27 protein-coding genes and 1 pseudogene are annotated in these 25,940 nt (G+C 67.7%); 7 read left to right on the top strand and 21 right to left on the bottom strand.

The window, feature by feature from the left end; translation table 11 throughout:
- Positions 1 to 2 precede the first annotated feature (2 nt).
- Positions 3 to 1,085 carry a Xaa-Pro peptidase family protein gene (locus M0R80_12530; GenBank protein ID MCK9460456.1) on the top strand — a complete coding sequence of 361 codons (1,083 nt, stop codon included), beginning with the start codon at positions 3 to 5 and terminating at the stop codon, positions 1,083 to 1,085.
- A gap of 108 nt (positions 1,086 to 1,193) precedes the next feature.
- Here M0R80_12530 and M0R80_12525 read toward each other — a convergent pair whose 3' ends face one another.
- From M0R80_12525 to M0R80_12490, 8 genes and pseudogenes are all read right to left on the bottom strand, one after another.
- Entirely contained in the window at positions 1,194 to 1,643 is a 450-nt protein-coding gene (locus M0R80_12525) for a VOC family protein (protein ID MCK9460455.1), read from the bottom strand.
- A 3-nt stretch (positions 1,644 to 1,646) separates the two neighbouring features.
- The gene (locus M0R80_12520; protein MCK9460454.1) at positions 1,647 to 1,952 is read right to left on the bottom strand and encodes a 4Fe-4S binding protein; all 306 of its coding nucleotides are present in this window, start codon (positions 1,950 to 1,952) and stop codon (positions 1,647 to 1,649) included.
- A 19-nt stretch (positions 1,953 to 1,971) separates the two neighbouring features.
- On the bottom strand, positions 1,972 to 3,921 hold the full coding sequence (locus M0R80_12515) for an FAD-dependent oxidoreductase (GenBank protein MCK9460453.1): 1,950 nt from the start codon (positions 3,919 to 3,921) through the stop codon (positions 1,972 to 1,974).
- 90 nt (positions 3,922 to 4,011) lie between these two features.
- A pseudogene (locus tag M0R80_12510) lies at positions 4,012 to 4,673 on the bottom strand (four helix bundle suffix domain-containing protein).
- A 153-nt stretch (positions 4,674 to 4,826) separates the two neighbouring features.
- The gene (locus M0R80_12505; GenBank protein MCK9460452.1) at positions 4,827 to 6,554 is read right to left on the bottom strand and encodes a hydantoinase B/oxoprolinase family protein; all 1,728 of its coding nucleotides are present in this window, start codon (positions 6,552 to 6,554) and stop codon (positions 4,827 to 4,829) included.
- Positions 6,542 to 8,650, bottom strand: a complete 2,109-nt coding sequence (locus tag M0R80_12500; GenBank protein MCK9460451.1) for a hydantoinase/oxoprolinase family protein — start codon at positions 8,648 to 8,650, stop codon at positions 6,542 to 6,544. Before M0R80_12500 ends, M0R80_12505 begins: the two co-directional genes overlap by 13 nt.
- A 25-nt stretch (positions 8,651 to 8,675) precedes the next feature.
- Positions 8,676 to 10,307, bottom strand: coding sequence for a methylmalonyl-CoA mutase family protein (locus M0R80_12495; protein MCK9460450.1), 1,632 nt, complete (start codon positions 10,305 to 10,307; stop codon positions 8,676 to 8,678).
- On the bottom strand, positions 10,300 to 10,698 hold the full coding sequence (locus M0R80_12490) for a cobalamin B12-binding domain-containing protein (protein ID MCK9460449.1): 399 nt from the start codon (positions 10,696 to 10,698) through the stop codon (positions 10,300 to 10,302). Before M0R80_12490 ends, M0R80_12495 begins: the two co-directional genes overlap by 8 nt.
- Before the next feature lie 91 nt (positions 10,699 to 10,789).
- On the opposite strand from M0R80_12490, the gene M0R80_12485 reads away from it, so the two are divergent.
- Genes M0R80_12485 through M0R80_12470 form a run of 4 tightly spaced genes read left to right on the top strand, consistent with a single transcriptional unit; the run spans position 10,790 to position 12,447 of the window.
- Positions 10,790 to 11,305, top strand: a complete 516-nt coding sequence (locus M0R80_12485; GenBank protein MCK9460448.1) for an O-acetyl-ADP-ribose deacetylase — start codon at positions 10,790 to 10,792, stop codon at positions 11,303 to 11,305.
- 40 nt (positions 11,306 to 11,345) lie between these two features.
- Positions 11,346 to 11,705: a hypothetical protein gene (locus M0R80_12480; protein MCK9460447.1), complete on the top strand. Its 360-nt coding sequence runs from the start codon at positions 11,346 to 11,348 to the stop codon at positions 11,703 to 11,705.
- Between the two features lie 47 nt (positions 11,706 to 11,752).
- Entirely contained in the window at positions 11,753 to 12,205 is a 453-nt protein-coding gene (locus M0R80_12475; GenBank protein ID MCK9460446.1) for a hypothetical protein, read from the top strand.
- On the top strand, positions 12,205 to 12,447 hold the full coding sequence (locus tag M0R80_12470; GenBank protein ID MCK9460445.1) for a hypothetical protein: 243 nt from the start codon (positions 12,205 to 12,207) through the stop codon (positions 12,445 to 12,447). Before M0R80_12475 ends, M0R80_12470 begins: the two co-directional genes overlap by 1 nt.
- Before the next feature lie 209 nt (positions 12,448 to 12,656).
- On the opposite strand, the gene M0R80_12465 is transcribed toward M0R80_12470, so the two are convergent.
- The 10 genes from M0R80_12465 to M0R80_12420 all read right to left on the bottom strand — a co-directional run bounded on the left by M0R80_12465 (position 12,657) and on the right by M0R80_12420 (position 21,265).
- On the bottom strand, positions 12,657 to 12,920 hold the full coding sequence (locus M0R80_12465; protein ID MCK9460444.1) for a type II toxin-antitoxin system RelE/ParE family toxin: 264 nt from the start codon (positions 12,918 to 12,920) through the stop codon (positions 12,657 to 12,659).
- Positions 12,901 to 13,119: a DUF6290 family protein gene (locus M0R80_12460; protein ID MCK9460443.1), complete on the bottom strand. Its 219-nt coding sequence runs from the start codon at positions 13,117 to 13,119 to the stop codon at positions 12,901 to 12,903. The genes M0R80_12465 and M0R80_12460 overlap by 20 nt, the downstream gene beginning before the upstream one ends.
- Before the next feature lie 93 nt (positions 13,120 to 13,212).
- On the bottom strand, positions 13,213 to 13,488 hold the full coding sequence (locus tag M0R80_12455; GenBank protein MCK9460442.1) for a 4Fe-4S dicluster domain-containing protein: 276 nt from the start codon (positions 13,486 to 13,488) through the stop codon (positions 13,213 to 13,215).
- Between the two features lie 6 nt (positions 13,489 to 13,494).
- On the bottom strand, positions 13,495 to 14,790 hold the full coding sequence (locus M0R80_12450) for an FAD-dependent oxidoreductase (GenBank protein MCK9460441.1): 1,296 nt from the start codon (positions 14,788 to 14,790) through the stop codon (positions 13,495 to 13,497).
- 4 nt (positions 14,791 to 14,794) lie between these two features.
- The gene (locus tag M0R80_12445) at positions 14,795 to 15,772 is read right to left on the bottom strand and encodes an electron transfer flavoprotein subunit alpha/FixB family protein (protein ID MCK9460440.1); all 978 of its coding nucleotides are present in this window, start codon (positions 15,770 to 15,772) and stop codon (positions 14,795 to 14,797) included.
- Between the two features lie 13 nt (positions 15,773 to 15,785).
- A complete protein-coding gene (locus M0R80_12440; protein ID MCK9460439.1) occupies positions 15,786 to 16,571 on the bottom strand; it encodes an electron transfer flavoprotein subunit beta/FixA family protein in 786 nt (261 codons plus the stop codon).
- Between the two features lie 38 nt (positions 16,572 to 16,609).
- Positions 16,610 to 17,764, bottom strand: coding sequence for an acyl-CoA dehydrogenase family protein (locus tag M0R80_12435; protein MCK9460438.1), 1,155 nt, complete (start codon positions 17,762 to 17,764; stop codon positions 16,610 to 16,612).
- Positions 17,765 to 17,837: 73 nt separating this feature from the next.
- Positions 17,838 to 19,064 carry a CDP-alcohol phosphatidyltransferase family protein gene (locus M0R80_12430; protein MCK9460437.1) on the bottom strand — a complete coding sequence of 409 codons (1,227 nt, stop codon included), beginning with the start codon at positions 19,062 to 19,064 and terminating at the stop codon, positions 17,838 to 17,840.
- A 195-nt stretch (positions 19,065 to 19,259) separates the two neighbouring features.
- Positions 19,260 to 20,162 carry a nucleotidyltransferase domain-containing protein gene (locus tag M0R80_12425; protein ID MCK9460436.1) on the bottom strand — a complete coding sequence of 301 codons (903 nt, stop codon included), beginning with the start codon at positions 20,160 to 20,162 and terminating at the stop codon, positions 19,260 to 19,262.
- Positions 20,147 to 21,265, bottom strand: coding sequence for a hypothetical protein (locus M0R80_12420; GenBank protein MCK9460435.1), 1,119 nt, complete (start codon positions 21,263 to 21,265; stop codon positions 20,147 to 20,149). Before M0R80_12420 ends, M0R80_12425 begins: the two co-directional genes overlap by 16 nt.
- Before the next feature lie 170 nt (positions 21,266 to 21,435).
- Between M0R80_12420 and M0R80_12415 the strand changes: the two genes are divergently transcribed.
- A complete protein-coding gene (locus tag M0R80_12415; GenBank protein ID MCK9460434.1) occupies positions 21,436 to 22,350 on the top strand; it encodes a site-specific integrase in 915 nt (304 codons plus the stop codon).
- Between the two features lie 194 nt (positions 22,351 to 22,544).
- Positions 22,545 to 23,183 carry a hypothetical protein gene (locus tag M0R80_12410; GenBank protein MCK9460433.1) on the top strand — a complete coding sequence of 213 codons (639 nt, stop codon included), beginning with the start codon at positions 22,545 to 22,547 and terminating at the stop codon, positions 23,181 to 23,183.
- A 66-nt stretch (positions 23,184 to 23,249) separates the two neighbouring features.
- Here the strand turns inward: M0R80_12410 and M0R80_12405 are convergent, their stop codons facing one another.
- The 3 genes from M0R80_12405 to M0R80_12395 form a co-directional block, all read right to left on the bottom strand.
- The gene (locus tag M0R80_12405; protein MCK9460432.1) at positions 23,250 to 23,576 is read right to left on the bottom strand and encodes a hypothetical protein; all 327 of its coding nucleotides are present in this window, start codon (positions 23,574 to 23,576) and stop codon (positions 23,250 to 23,252) included.
- A complete protein-coding gene (locus M0R80_12400) occupies positions 23,573 to 24,280 on the bottom strand; it encodes a recombinase family protein (protein MCK9460431.1) in 708 nt (235 codons plus the stop codon). The genes M0R80_12405 and M0R80_12400 overlap by 4 nt, the downstream gene beginning before the upstream one ends.
- A 107-nt stretch (positions 24,281 to 24,387) precedes the next feature.
- The gene (locus M0R80_12395; GenBank protein ID MCK9460430.1) at positions 24,388 to 25,137 is read right to left on the bottom strand and encodes a hypothetical protein; all 750 of its coding nucleotides are present in this window, start codon (positions 25,135 to 25,137) and stop codon (positions 24,388 to 24,390) included.
- Positions 25,138 to 25,940 lie beyond the last annotated feature (803 nt).

Below are 25,940 nucleotides of genomic sequence, written 5' to 3'. Positions count from 1 at the left end.
CCATGATCCGGATCACGCCGGCCGAGCGGAGCGAGAGGCTCGGTCGCTCTGCGGCCGCGATGCGGGACATCCGCGCCGACTGCCTCGTGCTCCTGCCGGGACCGAATTTTTACTACTTCACGGGGCTCATGCACGCCAGGGAGCGCCACCGGCTCTTCGTCGCGCTCGTCCGGGCCGACGGGAGCCTCGATCTCGTCGGCGCGCGCTTCGAGGAGGCGCAGCTCGCGGCGTGCCCTGTGCCCGCGCGCCTGCACCCGTTCGACGACGAGCGGGAGGAGGACCAGTACGCGCTCCTCGCCCGGATCATCTCCTCGGGGTGCGGGGCGCACCCGCGCGTGGGGCTCGAGGCGACCGTTCCGTACCACTTCGTCCTCGCGCTCGCGGAGGCGTTACCGGGTGCGCAGCTCGTCGACTCCCGTGCGGCGACGGATCGCCTGCGCGCGCTGAAGAGCCCGGCCGAGATCGCGTGCCTTCGGGAGGCGGCGGGCCGCACGATGGCGCGCATGGCCGGCGTCCCCGAGGTGCTGAAGGAAGGGATGAGCGAGCGCGAGCTCGCGGCCGCGTTCGGGCCGAGCGCCATGGTGCAGATCGGGAGGACGACGTCGCTCCCGAACGAGAACGGCCGGGACGGGCGGCTGCGGCCGGGCGACGCGATCGTCATCGACGCCGGGGACCGGGTCGAGGGCTACAGGTCGGACGTCACGCGCGCCTTCTTCTTCGGGAGGCCGTCCCCGAGGATGCGCGAGATCCACGGGATCGTGCGCGAGGCCGAGGCCGCGGCGATCGACGCGGCGCGCCCGGGAGCGAGGGCCGAGGAGGTCGATCTCGCGGCGCGGCGGGTGATCGAGCGCGCGGGCTACGGGGCGTTCTTCACGCACCGCGGCGGCCACGGGATCGGCCTCGAGTTCCACGAGGAGCCGATCTGCGCGCGCGGGAACACGCAGCCGCTCCTGCCGGGCATGGTGCTCACCGCCGAGCCGGGCGTCTACCTGCCGGGCGAGTTCGGCGTGCGCCTCGAGGACGACATCCTTGTCACGGAGGACGGTTGCGAGGTGATCTCGGGACCGTTGCCGGAACCCCTGTAGGGGCAGACCTACGTGTCTGCCCCTCGGTCGATCGTCGATCGCGCACGTGTTCCATAGGGCAACCACGCAGGGTTGCCCCTACCATAGGGCAACCACGCAGGGTTGCCCCTACTTGAGCTCGTCCCACTTGTAGTCGATGAGCTCGAGCAGCACGCCGTTCACGTTCTTGGGGTGGATGAAGGCGAACTCGCAGTCGCGGAAGGCGCGCGACTTCTTGCTCGGATCGTCGGCGAGCGGCTTGGGGTTCGGGATGAACCTGTAGCCCTTGGGCTCGAGCTCGCCAATCGCCGCGCGGGTGTTGTCGACGTTGAGGCCGACGAGCATGATCCCCTCGCCGTTCTTCTCGATCCACTTGGCGACGTCGCCGTCGGGGCTCGTCGACTCCATCAGCTCGAAGCCGACCCCGCCGAGCCAGTAGCGCGCGACGCGGATCTTCTCCGGCTCGTCGATGTACGGGTCGTCGGGCTTGGGCTTGCCGAGCACCGGCTCCCACGCCTTCATGGCCTGATCCAGGTCCTTCACCGCGATGCAGAGGTGATCGATCTTGTTGACCTTCATGGCTCAGCCTTTCTTCGCGGCGTTGCCCTCGCCGTCGTAACCGCGGGGCACGCCCACGCTCCAGTTGCCGGGGTTCGGGGTGTAGGCGCGCGGCGTCGCGTACGCGTCCGAGGCCGCCTCGACGCCCTTGTTCGGGAGCCTGAAGTGGATGGCGCCCGTCTTGCACGCCTCGAAGCAGATGCCGCACTCCTCGCACAGGTCGATGAGGATGGCGGCCTTGTTCTTCACCAGCCCGATGATCTGGGGCGGGCAGTGCTTCACGCAGACGCCGCAGCCGTCGCAGCGGAAAACGTCGATCTTCGGTATCATGTCGTCCTCCTCGTCGCCCCTAGAGGCGCATGCCCATCTTGTAGCCGTCGAGAACCGCCGAGTTGCCGCGCCGCGGTGTGAGCGCATCCCCGATGACGTAGACGCCCTTGCGCGCCTTCGCCAGGTCGTTCACGGAGAACATGTCGGCGAGGATGACGGTCTCGGCCTCGACGAGCTTCTCGCCGTCCGGCGTCTCGACCTGGATCCCCTTCGCCGTGATCTCCTTGGGCTTGGCGAACGAGACCAGCGCCACCTTGCCCTCCTTGAGCTTGCTCATGTAGCGCCAGATGTAGCTCGGGTTCACGTCCGCGCCCGGCTTCTTGCCCTGGTGCACGAGCGCGATCTGCACGCCGCCCTTCTCGAGCAGGTAGAGCGCGGTCGCGATCGCGACGCCGCCCGAGCCGAGGATCGCGACGGACTTGCCGAGCTTCGCCACCCCGTCCATCACGTTGAGGCACGACACAACGTTCTTGCCGTCCGCTCCCGGGAGCGCGCTCCTCGGCGCCGCGCCCGTCGCGACGACGATCTCGTCCGCGCCGCTCGCCTTCAGCTCCTCGGCGGTCAGCGCGCGGTTGAGCTCGAACTTCACCTTGCCCTTGTCGCAGTACGCCTTGAGGTAGTTGACGAGGCGCATGAACTCCTCGTCGCCGTACGGGCCGTGCGACGCGGTCGCCGCCTGGCCGCCGACGTGATCGCGCTTGTCGAACACCGTGACCTGGTGGCCCTTCTCCGCGGCGATCGCCGCGGCCTGCATGCCGGCGATCCCCGCGCCGACCACCCAGATCTGCTTGGGCTGCGCGACCTTCGGGAACCCGTAGAAGCCGAACTCCGGCTCCGACTCGTGGCCGAGCGACGGCCGCACCATGCAGTTGAGCTCCGCGTCGCGGAAGAGGCGCGCCAGGCAGATGTTGCACGCCATGCACGGGATGATGTCCTTCTGTCGGTCCTCCATGATCTTGAGCGGCAGGAACGGGTCCGCGATCATCGGGCGGCACATCTCCCAGAAGTCGAGCTCCTTCTTCGCGATAGCCTGCTCCGGCAGCTCGGGCACGAAGAGGCGGTACGCCATCGACACGGAGGTCGTGGGCTCGAGCGCCTCGCGCACGCGCTTGGCGAGGAAGAGCCACTGCCCCATCTTGCAGTCGCGCGAGATGACCGACACGGCCGACTCCTGCCAGCCCGCGGTGACGGAGAGGCAGTCGGCGCCCGCCTTCTCGGCGAGCTTGATCACCTCGAGCGACTCCTCCGGCTTGTTGCCGCCGCGATCGTGGAGCAGCTCGTCCGCGCACAGGCGAATGATGATGGGGTAGTCGGGGCCGACCTCCTTGCGGATGCGGCTCACGATGTCGGTCATGAACTTGGCGCGGCCCGCCACCGAGCCGCCGTACTCGTCCGTGCGCTGGTTCGTGTAGCTCGAGATGAAGTTGGAGATGAGGTAGCCGACGATGCCGGAGATCTCGACCGCGTCGTAGCCGGCCTCCACGCAGCGGCGGGCGCCGAGCACGTGCTCCTGGATCCCCATCTCGATCTGCTCGCGCGTCATCTCGACAGGCTCGCGGAAGCGCGGGATGCGCTGCTTCACCTGGGACGGGCCGACCGTGTAGTGCAGGTTGATGCCGCCGACGCGCCCGCAGTGCATGAGCTGGAGCACCGACTTGGCGCCGTGCTTGTGGATGGCGTCGTTGATCTTCTTGAGGCCCGGGATGAACTTGTCGTCCCAGATGCCCATCATGCCCACGTAGCCCTGGCCCTCGCCGCGGGGATCGGTGTACGCGCCCTGGGTGGTGACCATGCCGGCGCCGCCGCGCGCCTGGGCCTCCATGTACGCGATCTCCTTGTCCGCCACGAAGCCGTCGCCGTAGTTGAAGTTGGTCTCCGTGGAGGCGTACTTGATGCGGTTCTTGACCTCCATCTTGCCGAGCTTCGCTGGGCTGAAGATGTGGGGATACTTCTTCTCTCCGGGTTTCATGATCCCTCCTCGTTGGACGCGGTTTTCTCTCTCGGGGACGGCAAACTATAGGTCATCGTCGGGGCGAGATCAACGTGGTAGGAAGAGGAGCTACGCGGGCTTTCTAGCGGCCGACCGCACCCTGTACAGTCGTTCCGCGAAGCCGCCTTGAGCCTGGAAGCTTCGAGCTAGGGACGCGATCTGTCGATCCAACAAGATGCACGCCACGCGGACGAGCGCGAGCGCCCCGTTGGCCGCGATCTCGGCGGAGGAGGGACCGGAGGAGGAAGTGGACGCGGTGGACTTAGTGGACTTAGTGGACTCGGTGGCCGGTCCGCCGTGTCCACTGCGTCCATTGTGTCCACGTGGTCCATTCCTGGTTTCTCTCACCCAGTCCGCGACTTCTTCCGCGCAGCGCGGCCTCCTGGCGATCAGCGCGGCGCCCCGCGGATCTCGTCTGTCCAGCACTCCAGACCTCGGTGGCGCAGGAAGTCTTCGTAGTCGACGCGGAGTTCCTCGAGGCTCGAGCGGGCTACGCTGGTGAGTTTGAGCTCGGTCTTTTTCGAGGTGCCCGACGCCTGGCTCCCCTCTGCGATGTTCTGCACGCCCGACCGCGCCGCCTGGACCATCTGGTCGCGGGTCCGGCTGAACCTGTCCACATAGCGGTCACAGAAGCGGACGGTTACGTCGTAGGCGAGCTGCGCGACCTGGAAGCTCTTGAGCTTGCGGTAGCCACCGTGGGTCGGGATCAGGCGTTCGTTTTCGCGCTCCACACAGGATCTATCGGCCGTTTCGAGAAAAGGTTGCCGAAAAAGCGCAGGGGGGGGGGCTGGTGGACTTTGTGGACGCAGTGGACTTTGTGGACGCAGTGGACGTCCACCCAGTCCACTTGGTCCACTGCGTCCACAAAGTCCACTGTCCACCGGCTAGCTTCTCAGCTTCTCGGTCGCCCTCTCGTCCACGGTCATCGTCTTCTCGTCGATCGCCACGCCGTAGTCGTCCCGGGCGCTCGCGGGGCTGACCTTCTCGTTGCGGACGTCGTCGAGCACCTTCTCGACCTTGCGCCGCCTGGGGTCGCCCCAGCCGCCGCCGCCGCCGGCCTCCTGGAAGTAGATCGTGCCGGCCGGGACGTCCTTGATGAGATCCTTGGTGGTCGGCGCGACGACCTTGCCGTCGGGGTAGGTGAGGGTCATCGCGTTGAGCGGTCCGGGCCTGCCGCCGAACGCGCCGAGCGGCCGCTCCACGTCGCCCTCGCCGAAGGTGACGAGCGTGTTGCCCTCGCCGCCGAGCGCGAACCGGGTCACCACGCCGAGCCCGCCGCGCCACTCGCCGGCGCCCGCGGAGTCGGTCCAGTACTCGTGCTGGAGGATCCGGTGCGGCGTCTGCTGCTCGAACATCTCGTAGTCCTGGTCGAGCACGCCGCCGGAGGCGTCGATCATGCCGATGTGATCGTACCCGTCGCACCCCTGGATGGCGCCCGAGCCGCCCTTGAGCCCCATGAAGCAGATGTCCACGTAGTGCTCGCCCTTGCGCGGATCGGTGCCGGTCGTGAGCGAGCAGAGCAGCGAGTTCCACTCGGCGGTGACGCGGTCCGGGATCACCGGCCCGAGGGCGCGCATGATGGCGCTCGCCGTGATCGGGCACAGGTGGTTGCCGTACGTCGTCGCGGCCGGGTACGCCGCGTTCACGACCGTGCCGCTCGGGATGATCATCTTCACCGGCCGCACCATGCCGTCGTTGTGCGGGATGTCGGGGTTCACCATCTGCAGGAACGTGAGCATCGTCGCCGACGCGCTCGACGTGAAGGTGCCGTTGACGAACCCCTTGGTCTGCGGATCGGTCTTCGAGTAGTCGAACGCGATGCCGTCGCCCTCGACCGTGATCTTCACGCGGATGGTGTACTTGGAGCCCGGGTTGCGGCCGTCGTAGTAGCCGGTCGCCGCGCCCTCGTAGACGCCGCTCGGGATGGAGCGGATCTCGGCCCGCATCATCCGCTCGGTGGCGTCGAACAGGTAGCGCTTGTGCGCCTCGAACACCTCGAGCCCGTACTTCTCGACGAGCTTCTGGATCGCGCGCTCGCCGACGACGCAGCTGCCGATCTGCGCCTTGAGATCCTCCTCGACCATCCGCAGGCGGATGTTCGCGAAGATGAGCTCCCAGACGTCCTTCCGGAGCTTTCCCTTTTCGTACACCTTGATGGGCGGGATGCGGAGCGCCTCCTGCCAGATCTCGGTCGCCTGGGGGTTGTAGCCGCCGCGGACCGCGCCGCCGATGTCGGCCTGGTGCCCCTTGCACGCCGCCCAGCCCACGAGCCGCTCGCCGTGGAAGATCGGCTTGTACACCGCCACGTCGTTGTTCTGGTTGCCCATCGAGAACACGTCGTTGTGGAAGATCACGTCGCCGGGGTGGATGTCGTCACCGTAGTACTGGAGGATGTACTCGCACACCGGCCCGAGGGAGAACGAGAGGATCGGCAGGTTCTCCTTCTGCTCGAGCATCTTGCCCTCGGCGTCGTACAGCCCGGTGACGAAGTCCTGCGCCTCGCAGAGGATCGGCGAGCGCGTCGTCATGGTGATGGCGATCGACATCTCCTCGACGATCGACTTGAACCGCTTCTGCAGGATCGAGGCGAGCACCTTGTCTATTTTTTCCATTTGAGCACCCTCCCGCACGCCTCGTCCTCGCGCTCGGGCATGTACAGCGTGTAGTTCCCGAAGCGATCCACGATCACCCGGTACTCGGGTGTCACGAAGGTCGTCGTGTTCACCTGCTCGATGATCGCGGGCCCCGCGATCCTGTTGCCGAACCGGAGCTTGAAGCCGTCGTAGACGTCGACCTCGGCGAACCGCTTCTCCTTCGGCAGGTAGGCCTTCCTGCGGCCCTTGCGCGCCTTCGCCGGATCATCGCCCGCCCACTCCATGGGCAGGAACCTCGGCTTCTCGGTCACGCCTACGGTCACGAGCCGCATGTTGATGAGCTCGACCGGCGCACCCTCGGCCTCGAGCGAGTAGCCGTAGAGGGCGTTGTGCTTCGGGTGGAACCGCCTGGCCATCGCCGCGAAGTCGCCCCCCGCGACCTCGTCGGCGCCCACCTCGACGCTCACCTCGTGGTACTGGTTCACGTACCGGAGATCGAGGGCGTAGACGAGCTCGGCCCGCTCCTCCGGGATCCCCTCCGAGGCGAGGAGCGCGACGCCCGTCCGGCGCATCTCCTCGAACTGGGCCCGGAACCGCTTCGCGTCCGCTTTGGCGAGCGGCGTCGCGTAGGTCTTCACGAAGCTGTGCCGCAGGTCGCTCATGAGCATGCCCGCGGCGCAGAAGATCGACGACTCCCGCGGCACGATGAGGAGCGGGATCTCGAGCTCGAGCGCGATCCGGCACGCGTGGTTCGGGCCGGCGCCGCCCGCCACCACGAGCGGGAAGTCGCGCGGGTCTTGGCCCTGCTTGACCGCCACCTCGCGCACCGCGGCGGCCATGTTCGCGTTGATGAGGTTGTACATCCCGGCCGCGGCCTCGTGCGGCGAGAGGCCCAGCGGCTTCGCGAGCTTCTCCTCGATCGCCCGCGCGGCCCGCTCGAGGTCGAGCCGGATGCGGCCGCCCGCGAAGTAGGCCTTGTCGAGGTAGCCGAGGACGAGATCCGCGTCCGTGCACGTCGGAAGCTCGCCGCCGAGCCCGTAGCAGACCGGCCCCGGCTTGGAGCCCGCGCTCTGCGGCCCCATGCGCAGGAGCCCGCCCTCGTCGATCCAGCCGATCGAGCCGCCGCCGGCGCCGATCGTGACGACGTTGAGCATCGGCAGCGCGATCCGCAGGCGATCGATCTCGCCGACGGTGGTGACGAACGGCGTACGGTCCTTGACCAGCGCCGCGTCGAAGCTGGTGCCGCCCATGTCCATGGTGATGCAGTCGTCGTAGCCCTGATCGGCCGTGTACCAGACGCCCGCGACCGGCCCGCCGGCCGGCCCGGAGAGCAGGGTCACCGCCGCGTTGTCGATCGCGACCTCGGGAGCGATCACGCCGCCGTTCGACTGCATGATGAGGAGCACGCCGGAGAACTCCACCGCGGCGAGGCGCGCGAGCAGCGACTGGAGGTAGCGCCGCAGGATCGGCCCGACGTACGAGTTGAGCGCGGTCGTGCTGACGCGGTCGTAGAACCGGATGGACGGGAGGAACGACGCGGACGCGGTGAGGTACGCCCCGGGCATCCGCTCGCGGACGACGCGCGCCGCGGCCTCCTCGTGCGCGCCGTTGGCGAACGAGTTCATGAAGCAGATCGCGACCGCCTCGACGCCCTCGGCCTCGAACAGCGCGATCGCGGCCTCGACGCCCGCGAGGTCGATGGGCTCGATCACCTCGCCCCGGTAGTCGAGGCGCTCCGCGATCGGGCGGCGGTAGCGGCGATCGGCGAGCGGCCGCACGTTCTCGAAGCGGTTGTTGTACTGCTCCTCGCGGATGCCACGCCGCATCTCGAGCGCGTCGCGGACGCCCTTCGTCGTGAGGAGGCCCGTCTTCGCGCCCGTGCGCGTGAGCACCGCGTTCGTCGTGACCGTGGTGCCGTGCACGATCACGTCGACGCCCTGCAGGAACTCCTTCGCCGCGACGCCCCGATCCGCGGACATCTCCTCGATGCCGCGCATGGTGGCGACGGACGGATCGTCCGGCGTGGAGAGCACCTTGTAGACCTGGCTGGTGCCGTCGTCGTGGGTCAGGAGGAAGTCGGTGAACGTCCCGCCCACGTCAATCCCGATGCGCATCGAAGGCCTCCCCGAAAAGCGCCGATCAGAAGTCGATCGGCTCCTGGAACTCGCCGAACACCTCGCAGAACACCGCGCTCATCTCGCCCACCGTGCAGTACGCGCGGATGCAGTCCATGAGGTGCGGCATCAGGTTCTCCTGCGTGGCCGCCGCCTTGTCGCGCAGCTTCGCCAGGCAGCGCGCGACCTCGGCCGCGTCCCGCCGCGCCTTGACCGCGCCGAGCCGCGCGATCTGCTCCTCGCGGTTCCTGGGGTCGAGCTCGTGCAGCTGGACCTCGCGCGACGCCTTCTCCTCGGTCCTGTACCTGTTGACCCCGACCTTCGGGATCTCGCCCGAGCGGATCTTCCGCTCCTCGTCGTACGCCTGGCGCGCCACGATCCGCTGGATGGTGCCGTTCTCGACGCAGCGGACGATGCCGCCCATCCTGTCGACCTTCGCCATCTCGTCGACGATGCGCCGCTCGATCTCGCTCGTGAGCGCCTCGACGTAGTAGGAGCCGCCGAACGGATCGACCGTGTCGCAGAGGCCGACCTCCTCCTGGAGGATCTGCATGGTGCGCAGCGCGATGAGCGAAGAGCGCTCCGAGGGGATCGTGTACGCCTCGTCGTAGCAGCACAGCGCCATCGTCTGCGTGCCGGAGAGCGCCGAGGCGAGCGCGTAGTACGCGGTGCGGACGATGTTGTTCTCCGGCTCCTCGATCGTGAGCCCGCCGCCGCCGCCGCCGAAGATCCCGCGGAGCATCATCGACTCCGGCTTCTTCGCGCCGAGCTCGTCGCGGCAGATCTTCGCCCAGAGCCTGCGGCCGGCGCGGAACTTGGCGATCTGCTCGAAGAAGTTGCCGTAGATGTCCAGGTTGAAGCTCGTCCGGCCGAGGAAGTCGTCCGGGGCGAGGCCGCGTTCCATGGCCCGCCGCGCGTACTCCTTCGCGATGCAGAAGGCGTAGGCCATCTCCTGCACCGGCGTCGCGCCCGACTCGCGGATGTGGTAGCCGCACACCGACACCGGGAAGTAGCGCGGCAGCTCCTTCGCGCAGTACTCGATCGTGTCGGTGATCAGGCGCAGCGACGGCTCGACCGCGTAAATCCACGTGCCGCGGCCGACGTACTCCTTGAGGATGTCGTTCTGCGCCGTGCCCATGATCTTATCGTTCGGCACGCCCTGCTTCTCGGCCACCACCTTGTACATGCCGATCATGATCGACGCGACCGGGTTGATGGTGAGAGAAACCGAGATCTTCGACAGGTCGATCCCGTCGAACGCGGTCTCCATGTCGGCGAGCGTGTCGATCGCCATGCCCACGCGCCCGACCTCGTTGGCGGCGCGCGGATCGTCGGAGTCGAGCCCGTTCTGCGTCGGCAGGTCGAACGCCACGTTGAGCGCGTTCTGCCCGTGCTCGATGAGGTACTTGAAGCGGCCGTTCGCCTCGTGCGGCGCGCCGAAGCCGGCGTACTGCCGCATGGTGAACGGGCGCGAGCGGTACATCCCGGGGTGGATGCCGCGCGTGAACGGGAACTCGCCGGGCTTGCCGACCTCGCGCGCGAAGTCGATCCCCGCGACGTCCTCCGGGCCGTAGCAGGGCTTGACCTCGATCCCGGACTCCAGGAAGCGCGGCGGTGCCTCCTTCCTCGGCTTCTTCGGTTCGCTCTTGTCAGACATGGAGCTTTTCCTTGATGAACGCGACGATCGCGTCGTAAGGGGACGCGACCGGGAAGACGCCGTCGACGCCCGCGGCCTCGAGCTTCGGGACGTCCCGACCCGGGATCACGCCGCCGACGAGCAACAGCGTGTCGCCGATGCCGGCGTCGCGCATCTTCTGTTTGACCTCGGTCGAGATCGGCACGTGCGCGCCGGAGAGGATGGAGAGGCCGATCACGTCGACGTCCTCCTGGAGCGCGGCGCGGACGATCTGGTCCGGGGTCTTGTGCAGGCCGGTGTAGATCACCTCGAAGCCGGCGTCGCGCAGGGCGAGGCAGACGGTCTTGACCCCGCGGTCGTGCCCGTCGAGGCCGGGCTTGGCGACCAGGATGCGGACTCTCTTGTCGGTCATGCGTCGATCCTTCTTTGGGGCTTTGAAAAACGGTTCCGCATCGTATTCTCGGGGGCGCGATGCCGTCAAGGGCGCGCAGTTCGGAGGGGACATGGACCGCATCGAGATCATTCGGGGCGACATCACGGCGTGCGACGTCGACGCCATCGTCAACGCCGCGAACGAGAGCCTGCTCGGCGGCGGCGGCGTGGACGGCGCGATCCACAGGGCCGCGGGGAGGGGGCTGCTCGAGGAGTGCCGCACGCTCGGCGGCTGCCCCACGGGAGAGGCGCGGATCACGGGCGGGTACGACCTCGAGGCGCGGCACGTCATCCACACGGTCGGGCCAGTGTGGCACGGGGGAGGGCAGGGCGAGCCCGAGCTGCTCGCGCGCTGCTATAGGAACAGTCTCACCCTCGCGGCCTCGAACGGCCTTCGCACGATCGCGTTCCCGTCGATCAGCACCGGCGCCTACGGCTACCCGATCGACAAGGCGTGCCGGATCGCGTTGGCCGAGACGCTGCGCTTCCTCGAGAACGACGCGACGATCGAGAAGGTGATCTTCGTGTGTTTCAGCGAGAGAGATCTGAAGGAGTACGAGAAGGCGCTCGGGGATCTTGTCCGATAGAATGAAGCGGAACGCTCCAGCAACCAGAAGGGCCGACAAAATGGAAGATCATTTGTTGGAGGAATGGCGTGCGGCGGCTCGGGACCTGGGTCTAGAAATCGTGGCACCCTACAGGTGCGTGCTTCCGTCGGGTGCACAGCTTAACGCGCGCCTGCTTCTGAAGCATTTCGGATACACTCGCGGGATGATTGTGGTTACCGACTACTCCGTGATCGCGGATATCTGGAAGGAAGTTGGCGACGCTGGCTACGGGTTTTCGACGCTCTCTGAGCCAGAGGAGTCGGTGGAGTACGATCGCGATTCCTTTATCGACATGCTGCGCGATTGGGGATGGAGCGGGCTGGAATCACAGCGGCCAAAATGGTGTACGCCTGTCGAAGAAGACGACGATGAGGAATAGAGAGAGATCGGGACAAAAAAACCAACCCTTTTCACAGGGAGGCACGAATGAGATCCCCTCGAATCTACATCGACACCTCGGTCGTCGGCGGCTGCCTGGACGACGAGTTCAAGGCCCCAAGCAGGGCGTTGTTCGAGAAGGCCCGCCAGGGGAAGGCGCTGCTGCTGGTGTCCGGCCTTCTCGTGCGTGAGCTGTCCAGAGCGCCTGAGAGCGTGCGGCTCGTGCTCGCTGGTTTGCCTTCCACGTGCGTGGAAGTGATAGCGGACTCCGCCGAGGCGAGGGCGCTCAGGGACGCGTACCTGAAGGCGAGAGTCGTGGGCAGAGCCTCTGCAAACGACGCGTTCCACGTCGCCCTCGCGACCGTGGCGAGAGCCGACCTCGTCGTGAGCTGGAACTTCAAGCACGTGGTACACTACGACAAGATCCGCATGTTCAACGCGGTGAACCTGATGCGGGGCTACACCGCGATCGAGATCCGGTCGCCACTGGAGGTGGTGTGATGGGCAAGGGGAAACGGAAGGCGTTCGATTGCGTCGAGTTGAAGAGCTCCATCCAGGCGGAGATCGGCGAGGAGGAGGCGAAGTTGGGGGCCGAAGAGGCCGAAAAACGCCACGCCGTCTGGGTTTGGACATCTAAGGATCCGCTTGCCGTGTGGTGGCGTTCGGTGACCGGAAACGGCGCCCTCGTTGAAATGGCTCAGACTCATTCTGCAAGAGCCGAGAACGCGTCGTCCGAACCGTAAAACGCCTCACGATCGCGAAAAGACGCGCAACTTCTGCGCCGGAGGAGCCGGCTCGAGCCGAAAAACAGGCTCCGCAGGCCGCAACCCAAGGGAAGAAAGGCGCTAGGAAGGGTCACTGCGGCGAAAGGGCGTGTCGCCGTGGCACAAGGGAGCGTCTCTTTTTACGCAAGGACGGATCACTGTGGGGTGAGGGTACGGCATGCATGAGATCACCCCGCGTCGTACACGCCCCGGCGATGACCCACGCGGACGATGCAGACGCGCAGCTTCTTCCCGTCGAAGGCGTAGATCACGCGGTAGTCGCCGACGCGCAGGCGGCGCAGGCCCTTCCACTCGGCGCTGAGCGGCTTGCCCCGGAGCGGATCGCGACGCAGAAGCGCGACCGCGTCGACGATGCGACGCTGCTCCTTCTTCGGCACGGCGGCGAGCTCCTTCACCGCCTTCCGTTCCCAGTCAATCGAGATCGAGATCACGGACGACCTGCGCGTGGCTCACCCACTCGGCGCCCGGATCGCGCAGGCGGGAGAGGGCGATCTCCAGATCCTCGGCGTCCTCCAGGAACCTCTCGAGCGCCTCGCGCAGGAGCGAGCTACGGGAGCGCCGCGTCCGAGAAACCGCCTTGTCGAGCTTCGAGCTCAGGTCATCGGAGAGCCGTATCGTCTGCACCCGCATACTAAAGCACCTCCTGATATCTTTGTAATACAAACACGCGTGCCTGGCAACCGGCGCGAGCGCGCGGTTGCACCGGTCACCGCGATCGGTGTTTCACCCGAACCTGTACCTGATCCCGAACCCCGGCTCGGGGTAGGCCCACGTGATCGAGCCCTTGGGGCAGACGATCATGCAGGTGCCGCACTCGAGGCAGCCGGCGTGCTCGATCTTGATCTGCTTGGTCTCGGGCTCGAGCGTGTACAGCTCGGCCGGGCAGACGGAGAGGCAGATGCGATTGTCGCAGGAGGCGCAAGCGGCCTGATCCACGGTGATGTGGCTCTTCTCGTGGGCCTTGATGGCGAGCAGCGCGACTTTTTCTTCGATCTTCATGGCCGCCTACATCTTGGCAAACCGGAGCAGATCCCGGATCCCGCGCCAGCCGAGCACGTCCTTGCGCAGCCGCTTCGTCGCCTGCTTCACGGTCATCGTCTTCCCGTCCTCGCCGACGCGGAAGAAGTCGCGCGCGAGGGCGCTCACCGCCGCCGGGTAGTGCGAATAGAGGTGCGGCGTCGCCAGCACGCCGTGGGCCCGCCGGTGCGCGCACAGCTCCCGCAGGACGAAGCTCCCCGCGAGCGCGGCTTCGTAGCGCGCGACGGTTGCGGCCGGGTCGAGCCTCTCCTTCTTCGCCTCGGCCGCCGCGCGGCCTGCGAGCACCCCGGAGGCGATCGCGAAGTCCATCCCGCGCACGGTCGCGCCGGTGTTCAGGACGAGGCCCGCCGCGTCGCCTGCGAGCAGCATCCCCGGCCCTCCGGGCTTCGGGAGCTTCGCGAAGTCGGGCTCCGGCACGAGGTGCGCGCCGTACTCGACCGTGCGGCCGCCCTCGATGAGGGGGGCGACGTCCGGGCGGGCCTTGAACCTTTCGAGGAGCTCCCACAGGTGGTCCTCGCCTCTCCAGCCCCGGACCGCCGGCAGCTGGAAGACGAGCCCGAGCGAGACGCTCTCCGCGTTCGTGTACAGGAAACCGCCGCCCGGCACGCCGGCGGTGACCGCGCCCATGTAGAGCCGCGCCGCGCCCATGCCTTTGGGCACGTTGAACCGCTGATCGATCGCCGCGGCGTCGAGCGCGACGACCTCCTTGACGCCCACGGCGTACTGCTCGGGCGAACGCGCGCCGCGCAGCCCCGCCTTCTCGGCGAGGAACGACAGGGCGCCCTCCGCGATCACGACGAGCCCGCCGCGCAGCTCGTCCCCGGCGATCTTCACCCCGACGATCCGCCCGCCCTCCTCGATGAGCTCGTCGGCGCGCTGCTGCGGCAGCACCATCGCGCCCTTCTCGGCGACCCGGTCGGCCAGGAACGCGTCGAGCCGCGCGCGCAGCACGGTCGCCGAGCTCGGGAGCCCTTTGCCCGGGGCGTCGTCGATCCGGAACGAGACGCTCGAAGCGTCATCCGCCAGCACGATCGACTCGGAGACCACGGGCCGCTCGAGCGGCGCGCCATCGAGGAGCGGGCCGCACAGCCCGAGGAGCGGCTCGAGGTACAGTCGGCCGCCGGAGAGGTTCTTGGCCCCGGCGACGTCGCCGCGCTCCACGACCGCGACCTGCAGGTCGGCCGACGCGGCCTCCCAGGCGCACGCGAGCCCTGCCGGACCGGCGCCGACCACGATGACGTCCAGCTCGTCGCCGTCGCTCATGCGCTCAAGCCTTCTTCACGACCTTCGCGACCGCCGCCGCGAGCGCCGGGACCACCTGCGCGCCGTCGCCCACGATGCCGTAGTCCGCGCTCTTGAAGATGAGCGCGTCGGGGTCGCTGTTGATGGCGACGACCACCTTCGAGGTGTTCATGCCGAGCGTGTGGTGGATGGCGCCCGAGATGCCGCAGGCGACGTACAGCTCCGGCGAGATCGTCTTGCCGCTCTTGCCGACCTGCTCGGCGTGCGGGCGGACGCCTGCGTCCACGAGCGCCCGCGACGCGCCGACCGCCGCGTCGAGCGCCGAGGCGAGCTCCTCGATCATCGCGAACTTGGAGGGATCGCCCATGCCGCGCCCGCCGGACACCACGCGCTTGGCCTCGGAGACGTCCTGGCGGCCCGCGGCCGTCGACTTGCGCGAGACGATCTCGAATCCCAGCCGGTCGGGGAGGGCGATCGGCACGATGTCGATCCTCCCCGCTGCCGGGAGCCTCTCGGGCATCGGGAAGCCGCCGGGGCGAGCCGTGAGGAGCGCCGGGGCCGCCGACAACGCGATCTCCTCGTACGCCTTCCCTCCGTGCACCGGCCTGCGCGCGACGAGCGCGCCGCCCTCGAGCGACAGCGCCACGCACGAGCCCAGGTAGCCGGCCCCGATCAGTGCCGAGATCCGCGGCGCGAGCTCGAGCCCCTTCGACGAGGCGGGCGCGAGGATCGCTGCGGGCGCGCCGCGCTCCTCGACGAGCCTTGCTATCGCCGCCGCGTGCCGGGTCGCCTCGTACGTGGCGAGCCCCGGGCCGTCGAGGCGCAGCGTCGTCGGCGCGAAGTCGGCGAGTCCCGCCGCGATCCCCTCGTCGCCGCCGACGAGGACGGCGATCGCGTCTCCCGGGGCCGCGAGCCCGCGCGCCGCGCCGAGCAGCTGGAGCGTGCCCCTCGTGACGGCGCCGCCGCGAACCTCCGCGAGGACCCAGATCTCCTTCGACGCCATGGGCCCTCCCTTCCTATGCCAGCACGCCCGCCTCGAGGAGGCGGCGCACGAGCGCGTCCACGTTCGCGGGGAACGGCTCGGCCATCATCTGCACGGGCGGTCGGGTCGGCGGCGGCGCGTAGCGGAGGTGCCGCAGCCGTGCCCCCGGTGCGGGCGCCGCGACGCCCAGCTCCGCGAGCGGGACGTTCGGGATCTTCGCCTTCATCGCCTTCATGACGCGCATCACGACCGGGACGCGCGGCACCGCGAGCCCCTTCTCCGCCGTGACGAGCGCCGGGAGCGGGGCGCGCAGCGTGAGCAGCTCGCCCTCGACGGCGCGATCGACCTCGATCGAGCCGCCGGCGGCGTCGACGCGGAGGGAGACGGCCGCGCTCGTGTGGGGGATGCCGAGCAGCCCGGCGACCATCGGCCCGACCGCGGCCATGTCGTCGTCGCCAGCCTGCTTGCCCGCGAGCACGAGCGACGGGCCGAACGTCCGGAGCCGCGCCGTGATCACCTCGGCGACCGTCAGGCTGTCCGCGCCTTCCAGGCTCTCGTCCCCGAGCTGCTCCACCTGATCGATCCCCATCGCGACGGCCCTGCGCAGCGCGTCGATCGCGCGGCGGCCGCCGGCCGAGAACGCCGCGAGCTCCGCGTCCGGGACCGCCGCCCTGACGCCGAGCGCCGCCTCGACCGCGATCTCGTCGAAGAACGCGCAGACGTACCTGTCCTCGATGCGCAGCTGCCCGTCGGGCGCGATCTCGATCATCGCCTCCAGGTCGGGGACCTGCTTCACGAGCACCGCGATCTTCAGCGCCATGGGAGCCTCTCGATGGGAATCCTGGGAACCATGGGTTCCTATTTTCCCCCTCTTCTCAAATAGGCCGCTCCGAGCGTATTCAGCAGCACCTCGTGGCAGCCGCCGCCGAACAGCGTGAACCGGGCGTCCCGGAACCAGCGCTGCTGCGCGTACTCCATGGCGTAGGAGTTCCCGCCGTAGATGCGGCTCGCCTCGTCGACAGCCGACTGGCACATCTCGGTGGCGAACATCTTGGCGAGCATGCACTCGTACTGGCAGTCGAGCCCCTCCTGGATCATCCAGGCGGCCTTGTAGGCGAGCAGGCGCGCGGCCTCGTACCACGCCCAGTGGCTCCCGAACTTGGAGCGGATGAGCTGGTACTGGGCGATCGGCTTGCCGAACGCCGCGCGATCCTGCGCGTACTTCCGCGCGTCTTCCATCGCCTCGTTCGCGATGGCGCAGGCGTTCAGCGCGGTCATGACGCGCACCTCGTTCAGGATCGCGGTCGTGTACCTCACGCCGTTGCCGGGACCCTCGCCGAGCAGGTTCTCATCCGGCACGAAGACGTTGTCGAAGATCAGCTCGCCCGTGACCGAACCGTGCGAGCCGAGCTTGTGGATGCTCTGCCCCCGAGCGAAGCCGGGCGTCCCGGCCTCCACCAGGAAGAAGCTCAGGCCCTCCATCCCCTTCGCCGGATCCGTGGTCGCGAGCACGGTACAGAAGTCGCAGATCGGGCCGTTCGTGATCCACATCTTGCGGCCGCTCAGCACCCAGCCGCCGTCCTTGCGCGTCGCGGTCGTGCGCGTGCCGCCGAGGTCCGAGCCGGACTGATCCTCGGTGAAGCAGATCGTGCCGATCTTCTCGCCGCGGATTGCGGGCACGAGCACGCGCTGCTTGATCTCCTCGCTCCCGAAGCGGCCGACGAAGTAGGTGCCCATGAGGATCTGCATCGTCACGGACATCGAGAAGCCGCACGAGCCGCGCGCGAGCTCCTCATAGAAGATCATCGAGGTGACGACGTCGGCGTCCATGCCGCCGTACACTTCGGGGTGGCGCAGCCCGAGGTAGCCGAGCGCCGCGAACTCGTTCCACAGATCGCGCGGGAAGTCGTCCGCCTCGTCGATCGCCGCGGCGCGCGGGCGGATCAGCTTGTCCACCGCGTCCCGGACCGCGGCCCGGAAGAACTCCTGCTCCTCGGTGAATCGAAACTCCATGGGGCCTCCCAGCGTCGGCAACGTAACACTGCCCGGCGAGGGTGATCAAGGTGATCGGGGAGGCTCTCCGCGTTCAGGCTGCGCGCCCGAGCTCGCGGCCGCCGATGGAGACCGGCATCGCCGGGTCCGGCAGGGCGCGGCCCTCCCGCTCCAGCGCGCGCAGCCGCCATTCGTTCAGGGTCATGGCGCAGGCGAGCACGACGGAGCCGACGGCGAACACGCCGAGCGCGACGAGGGGGAGCTGCGCCGCTGCGAGCACGGCGGTCATGAGCGCGTAGACGTCGCGTCTCGCGGCCGCGTGGAACCCGCGCGCAAACCGCCCCAACGCTCCGCGCGGCGGCCCGCCGGTGAGGGCGTTCGGCACGGAGAGGAGATCGCCCGAGCCCATCCGCGCGCCCCGCCGGATGTTGATCCCCGAGGCGTGGCACTGGATGGCGAACAGGAGCGCGCCCGCGACGTAGAGCCAGGTCCAGCCGTGGGCGTGCGCCTGCCCGAACGCGAGCCCGAGGCAGAACAGGTAGTTCGCGAGGGCGTCGCCTATCGAGTCGAGCCACTGGCCGGTCCGCGAGAAGCGGTAGGTGAGCCGTGCGATCTCCCCGTCGCACCCGTCGAGCACCGAGTGCGCCTGGTAGAGGAGCCCCGCGAGCACGAGGCCCCACCACGACCCCGTGAACGCCGCCGCCGCGAACGCCAGCGGGCCGAGCGCCATGAGCATGATCGTCAGGTGGTTGGGGCGCAGGCGGGTGCGCACGACGAGGCGCGTCACGGCGAGCGATATCCGGCGGTTCAGGAGGCGCGAGACGATCCCGTCGGTCGGCTTGCGGAGCGACGCGAGGAGCGAGCGCTCGGCCCCGCGCGCGGACGAAGGATCCGTCACCCGCACGGCGAAGCCCTTCCCCGCGCCGCCGGTGCTTCCGACGCCGAGCCTATCGAGGTGCTCTTCGGGGAGCGCGAGCAGCCCGCCGACCGAGGCGGCGGTGACCTCCCGTAGCGGCAGATCCGCGGGGAGGGCGCCCTTGGCCTCGACGAGGCGGCGGTCGAAGACGAGATCCGCGGGGAGGAGCACGGCCCGCTCCCGCACCGCGAGGGAGCCGGGCTTCAGCTCGTCGACCCGAATGGCGGCGCGCGCACAACGGGGTCGCTCACCCGGCCCGACGCACAGGACGCGCTCGACCCCGGCGTGCGCAAGGGCGAGCAGGAGCCGCTCGCCGATGTCGAGGCCCAGGAGCTTCCGGCCGACGGTCCCGGCCGCCGGTCCGGCGGGACAGATTGCGATGGCGGTTTTCCATGAGGTGCCCATGCCCGAGTATGGGTTGCAAAATCCGAACCATGGCGACGGGCCCGAAAATCCGCCGGTTTTTCGATGAGGTGTGTTTTTTTTGCGACAGTTCGAGGGTGACAGTGTTGCCGCGATGCCCTGAGGCCGGACAAGAAAAAACCGGCGAGCCTTGCGGCTGCCGGGTTTCTCTTCGGTAGCGGGGGCAGGAAACGAGCGTCACCCGGCGCGCAGCCCGGACTCGTCGAGGAAGCGGCCGACGATCCGGAACACCCCGTCCTCGGAGGGGGCGGTCGCAGATCCCGACCCGCCGTACACGCGCCGCACGGAGATCGGGCCGTCCGCCGTCGGCGACGCGAACAGCGCGGTCAGCCGCTTCGTCGCGTTGACGATCCAGGACGCGTGCGCCGCGCTTCCGGACGATACATCGCGGGCGACCTCGCCCATCTCGGCCCAGCGCGAGGCGAAGAGCGTCACCACGTCGAACACGTATGCGAGGTCCTTGTCCCGCTTGGCCACGGGGCGCGCGTCGCGGCAGAGCATCTTCTGCAGCACGAACATCGCCGGGTGCGGGACGCGGAGCTCGATCCCGGGCGCGGGGACGTGGAGCGCCGGCACGCGGTCGGAGCGGACGACGAGCGGATGCTCCAGCAGCAGGCCGATGTAGCGCAGCGCCTGTGCGTGGAAGCCGCGCTGCACCTCGACGAGCCGCCGCTGCTCCCCGGCGCGATCGGTCTCGGGGCCGACGAGCGGGGCGAGGAACTCGACGTGGATCGGCGCGACGCCGTCGCGTCCGTGTCGCGCGTGCTGGTAGATCGCGACCGGCGGATCGTCCGAGCCCCGCAGCCGCGACTCGAACGCCGCCCCTTCGAGCAGATCGGCGATGCGCGGCTGTCCCCGCGCCGCGAGCTTCGCCGGGAGCGCGATGTCGAGGTCGAACGTCGCGAGCGGAACGCGGTCGACCTCGCGCACCGACTCCATGTGGCGGTAGAGCACGGGCACCATCCCGCCCGCGAGCACCGCCCGGTCGCGGTACGGCCCGAGGCTCGCGAGGCACGCGCCCAGATCCCGCAGCGCGTCCTCCATCTCCGCGGGCAGCCGGATGGTCATGCACCGCCCCACGAGAGGATCTCCGCGACGACGAGCTCGGCCTGCTCGAAGCCGCGTCCGGGCACCGGCACGACATCGAGCGCGGCCTGGAGGAGATCCACGACCCGGACGCCGCCGACGTGGGTGACGGCGCGGAACACCGAGGCGCGGTATCGAGGTTCGGCGATCACGATCTGGGCCTCACGCGGTCCACAGTAATCGAGATCCCACGCGGCGACGAGGGCGTTCGGCGGGCCTTCGAGGAGGAGCAGCGGCACGCCCGGCGCGGTGTGCAGGAGCCCGTAGCGGCGGCACGCCTCGAAGCCGCCGACCGCGATCCCGCCCGCCGGCCGCGAGGCGAGCATGTGGTCCAGGTCGAACGTCCCGCCGTCCGCCGGGCGCGCGTGCGTCCAGACCGGGGAAGCCTGCCGCTCTTCGGTGAGCAGGGCTTCGAGCAGCTCCTTGCGCCGCACGAGCTTCAGGTCGCCCCGCTCGACGCGGAGGAAGTCGCGCTCCGCGAAGGCGCGCACGAACTGGTGCGCGGTCTCCACCGACACCTGCGCGGCGCGGCCCAGGTGCGTGGGGTTCGCGACCTTGCCGCGGAACGGCGCCTCGTACGGCGCCGGCGCGTCGCGCAGGAGCAGGAGCTTCAGCATCCAGCGGTAGAGATCGGAGAAGAGCGAGCCCCTGCGGTTGCTCGGCCGCTGCGGCTGCGACGGCGTCTCTGCGGCGTGGTCGGTGACGATGACGCCCGTCTTCCTCTTCATCTCCAGGTGGTGGCCACCCTGCGGGTTGACGAGCATCCACGACACGTCGCCGGCGTGTTGCTCGATGAAGTCGCGCACCGCCTCGACCATCTTCGGGCCAAAGGCCGGCATCAGCACGGCGATGAACGGCGACAGCCCGTCGGGCGCGCACCACGAGGCGCGTTCGAGGATCGCGACCGCCAGGCGGCCGAGCACGTCCGAGACCCGCGGCGCGGTCACGGCCACGAGCCGGGCCGCGTACTTCGAGGGTGGGCAGACGATGACGAGCTCCGGTCCGCCCCGTTTCGCGCCGCCCTTCTTGAAATAGCAGCCAGATAGCGACGCGCCGAGCGCCTGCTTCACCAGCTCGATGGGATCGGAATGCTTCATCCGGAGGAGAGTCTACTTCAAGTGGTCACTGGAATTCAAGTGATCAGTGGAATGTGCATGCCTCGACCCCAAACCCGACCTCTACGGCCGGGCCGGGCGACGCCGCGGATCGCGGAGCCGCCCGTCTACTTCTTCTTCTCCTCGACCACCGCCTACAAAGTTGGCACGCGGTGCCCAACTGCAAGCCGCGCACCGCCGACCTGTACCGGCAGCTCTTCCGGCTCTACCTGCTGCCGGAGCTCGGCCCGACCCGGATCGACGCGATCGGCGCGCTCGAGGCCGACAAGCTCAAGGCGAAGCTGCTCGGCACCGGGCTCGGCAGGAAGAGCGTGCGCAACGCCTTGGCGCTCCTGTCCAAGGTGCTGCACTACGCCGAGGAGACGGGCACCATCGCTGCAGCGCCCCGGATGAAGTTGCCCACGGCGCCGTCGTCCGATTTCGACTTCCTCGATTTCGGAGAGAGCGAGCGGCTTCTCGCCGCCGCCAGGGCGGAAAATGACCCGACCTGGCACGCGGCGATCCTGTTCGCCCTGCGGACCGGTGCCCGGCGCGGCGAGATCTTCGAGCTGAGATGGTCGGACATCGACCTGGAAGCCCGGCGCGTCGACGTTCGCCGGAGCCACTCCCGGGGCTACACCACGCTGCCTAAGAGCAACAGGGGGCGTTCTGTGGCTTTGAGCACCCATACGGCCGAGGTGTTGGCGGCGCTCAAGGAGAATCAGGAGGGGAACACCGAGGGCGACGACCTCGTCTTCGCCTCTGCCGATGGCTCGCGGATCCCGAAGAGCACGGCCGACCGGGCGCTCGCCCGCATCTGTCGGCGCGCAGGGATCCCGCGCGAGCCGTCGTGGCACAAGCTCCGGCACAGCACCGCGAGCCACCTCGTCATGCGCGGCCAGTCGATCCGGGTTGTGCAGGAGGTGCTCGGTCACAGCACGATCGCGATGGCGGTCCGCTATTCGCACCTGGCGCCGGCGGTGACGGCCCAGGCGGTCGAGGATCTCGACCGTCCGTGGTCGGGATTGGGCAACAGTTGGGCAACGGACCGAAATGCATCAGGGAGCGAAGTTGCAGAAATGCCCTAACAAGACGAAAGCCCCCGGCTTTCACCGGAGGCTTTCAGTAGCGGGGGCAGGATTTGAACCTACGACCTTCGGGTTATGAGCTGACACTTCTCGCCCTGCTCGCGTTGTGAGGCTTGTAACGCCTCGGTTTTTCCCCGACCATGTTAGACACGGCTTGTGGCGATTGCCACATCGAACGGAGATTTGGCCCCGGAATGGTCCCGCAACTCGACGACCAAGAGATCCGCACGGCGCTCAGGATCTTCCTGGATCTGGCCGCCGCCTACTGTGCTCGAGGTCCGGACGCTCGAGACCCGGCCGCCGAGAAGGTGCTCGGGAAAGTCGTGCCCGTCCTGCTCAAGCCCCGCCCGGGGCAGGAGACGGACCACGTCAACAGCCTCTACCGAGATCTCGCGGACGAGGTGGCGAAGCTGTACGGCAGGTTCCAGAAGGACGACTCCTTCACGCACGACGACCTGCGAGCGGCTCTCGTGTTCCTTCTGGAGAGTCACCTTCCCACCGACGAGTTCCGCAACGCGAAGATGAGCTTCCTCGACGCGGTATCCAGGTCGGTGATCAGTAGTGAGGGTGGTCCTCATGAGTGTGCCTATGGGCGCGTGGCGAACCTGCTTGGGCTCGGCAAGCGGACGCTCGACAACTACAGAACCAGACCTTGCCCGATGATCCCGAAGCCGGCGTTCGGCTCCTACCTGGGGCAAGAGGACCGGCTTCGCTTCTTCTTTCGCGTGATCGGGTTCTCTGCCGAGGAAGTTGACGCTGTTTTCGATGCGCTTCGGGAGGTGTGGCAGCGTCGAGCTGAGGACTACGACGATCAGTACCAAGACCAAGACTGAGTTGCATGTGCCCGTTTCAAGGATCGCCGGCTCATGTTCCCCTGACAAAGATGTGGCTGTCGGTTCTCACGAACGCTTTCGACTGGCCTTCAACTCGCTCTCGATCGCATCCAGTCCGCGGAGCAGCGCGAGCCGGATCACAACCGCCTTGCTCACTCTCGTCGCCGCAAGCGCTCCCTGCTTCTCCAGTCGCGGGATCAGTTTTTCGGCCCGGTCGAGGAGATCCTGAGGCAGCCTGATCGTCACCGTCGCATCTTGCACCATAGCGTCCTCCTTCTCTTCAACAACAAGCCACGCTCGAGCGCGCGCGGCCAGTCTCGAGTTCGTGCCTACAATCTCCGTCAGCCGCTCCAGACCGTGCCTGATGCGGCGAGCCCTCGCCAGATCGATCATGCCGCCCGGTCGAGAACGCGGCTGACACTGGTTTTGTGCCACTTCGCGCCTCGCGCCTGTCGGCCCTCGGCGTTCAATCGATCGGCGATCGCCCGTATGGACAGCCCGTCGGCGCGGAGCTGCTTCACGAGGCCGATCACTTCCTGCTCCTCGGCGTTGGGCTCCAGGTGCACGCCATCCGCCGCAAGCGAAGACCCGAACGGCAACCACCGGGACGCGCGCTCGCCTCGTGCCTGTTTGACGTTCATCGCCGCTTGGGTCCTGGCGCGGATCAAGGCGCGCTCGTACTCGCCAAACGCGTCCACCATGTGCCTCATGAGCTGCGCCTCAGGACCGTCGCCGTTGCCGGTTCCATCGGCCGCGACGACCTTCGCTCCCTTGCGCTCGACCAAGCGCTCGGTCATGGCGGCCAGTATCACGTCGCGCGCGAGACGGTCTCTCTTCGCCACAAGCAACACCCCTGCTCCCAGGTCGTCGAGCGCGTCGAGCGCGGCCAGAAGACCCTTCCTGCGCTCCAGAGCGGCACCGCCGGACACCCCGCGATCCTCGAACACGGCGACGAGGACGGCGCCCCGCTCCCGGCACCAGCGCTCCAGGGAGGCCCGCTGTGCCTCTGGTCCGAGGGCCTGCTCGTCGGTAGACACCCGGAGGTAGCCCACTACCCGGTGCTCGTCGTGTCGGTTACGTTTGGTCTTGGCTTTCATCCCGGTCTCTCCTAACCAGAATGTAATCATTATGTCTTACATATGCAAGGCATTTAGGACACAAAGGGACCGGTTTGTGGACAACCGAGTGTCTCGCTGGAACCGGATCAGGGGCGGAAATCGGTCGAGGATTCGAGAACAATACCGTCGTCGGTCACAAGACGAACCGTTGCCTGGTAAGCGTAGGTGTTGTCAAAACCACGTGGTCCCGCGAGCGAGACCATACGGCCCAAGAAATCTGACCACTTGACGTAGGGTAACCGGTACACGATCGCTCCTCTCGCAAAAACACCGAGGCCAATAGTGGCCTCCCGGTAGTCTTCGGCTCTAATTTCACCCGTGTAGTAGTATTCTTTCTCGACAAGCATCCCGCGGCTCGTCAGGTTTATCGTCAGGGTGAGCTGCCCCGAAGAAACCGATGGCTCGTCCTGGGAAGTAGAAAGCGCGAAGTAGCCGATGAAGCCGTCTCCCTCCGTCTGAATGTGGAGAGCGCTGATTCTCTCCGGCACGTTATCGGCGTACGCAAGGACGGCCTTCTGACGAGCCGCCTCCTCTTTCACTTCCTTCTTCGTCTTCTTCTTCTCGGTCGCTGGCTGGGCTTTCTCTTCGTGCTCGTCGGTAGGAGCCTCCTCCGCCTGGTTACTGACCACCCCTTCTTCGTCGCCCTTCTGCGCTTCTTCTTCAGACGCTCGAGCGCATCGAACGCCAAGGGTGGAATTCCGGGTCTCAGGCGCATCCCGCCACTGACAATCCGAGCTGAGAAGCGAAGGTTTAACCATCCCTAGATCGCTACCGCAGATTAGCTTTTCGCCGAGTTCTGAATCCTGCGACGTCCACTCCATCACGTTGCCGCTCATGTCGCACAGCCCCGACACGCTGTTTCCACGCTGTTTTGAGCAAACCGGCCACGCCGTACCTCGTCCACAGCCGGCCCCCTCTGACCCCCTCCCCGGCCTCGAATTACTCATCACTACGTAGTCGCAACTCGCCGTCGGGTCCGCCCCCCAGGGCCACTTGCGCGTTCCACCGTTCGACGCTTCCGCATACCACTCTTCACCGGACGGGAGTCTTCCTCCGAACCATGCACAGACATCTGCCGCTTGCTGCCAGTCCAAGCAGTTCATCGGGTGATTTCCCCGATCCGCTTTGCCCCAGTTGCAGTACCTCGCGCCTGTGGGTTGTTCGCGTTCGAGGCGGTATGGCATCGTCACGCCGTCCTCCGTACATTTTCCCGCATCCACGCACGCCCGGTATTGATCCACTGTGATTTCGGTCTTCGAGAACTGCACGCCCGCTGGGATAGAGGTAACCCACTGCACCCCTGCCGAATCAGTCGAGATTCCGGTTGCCGCGGTGGACTCAGAAGGTACCGATGCAATAGGAGAACCTTCCGCGCGGGCCCCTTGTACCAAGTACGATTCCAGCGCATCGCCCGTCGGCGACTGCTTCGTGCCGCCACAACTGGACAGGACCAGTGCCATTCCTGCGATCATGATTCGTTTCACGATCCCTCCCATCCGTCTTCGCGCGGCGCCCCCCCCAAAAAAAAGGCACCATGAAAAAGCAGCGCCCCTCCTGATAGCTTGTTGTTTGCCCAACACAAGCCAAGGAAGGAGGCGCTGCAAATGAAGTTTATCGGAATGGACACACACAGTCGAAC

The organism is Pseudomonadota bacterium, assembly GCA_023229365.1.
GTDB lineage: Bacteria > Myxococcota_A > Polyangia > JAAYKL01 > JAAYKL01 > JALNZK01.
The sequence above is the reverse complement of the archived record's forward strand: the minus strand, read 5'-3'. Positions and strand labels throughout refer to the sequence as shown.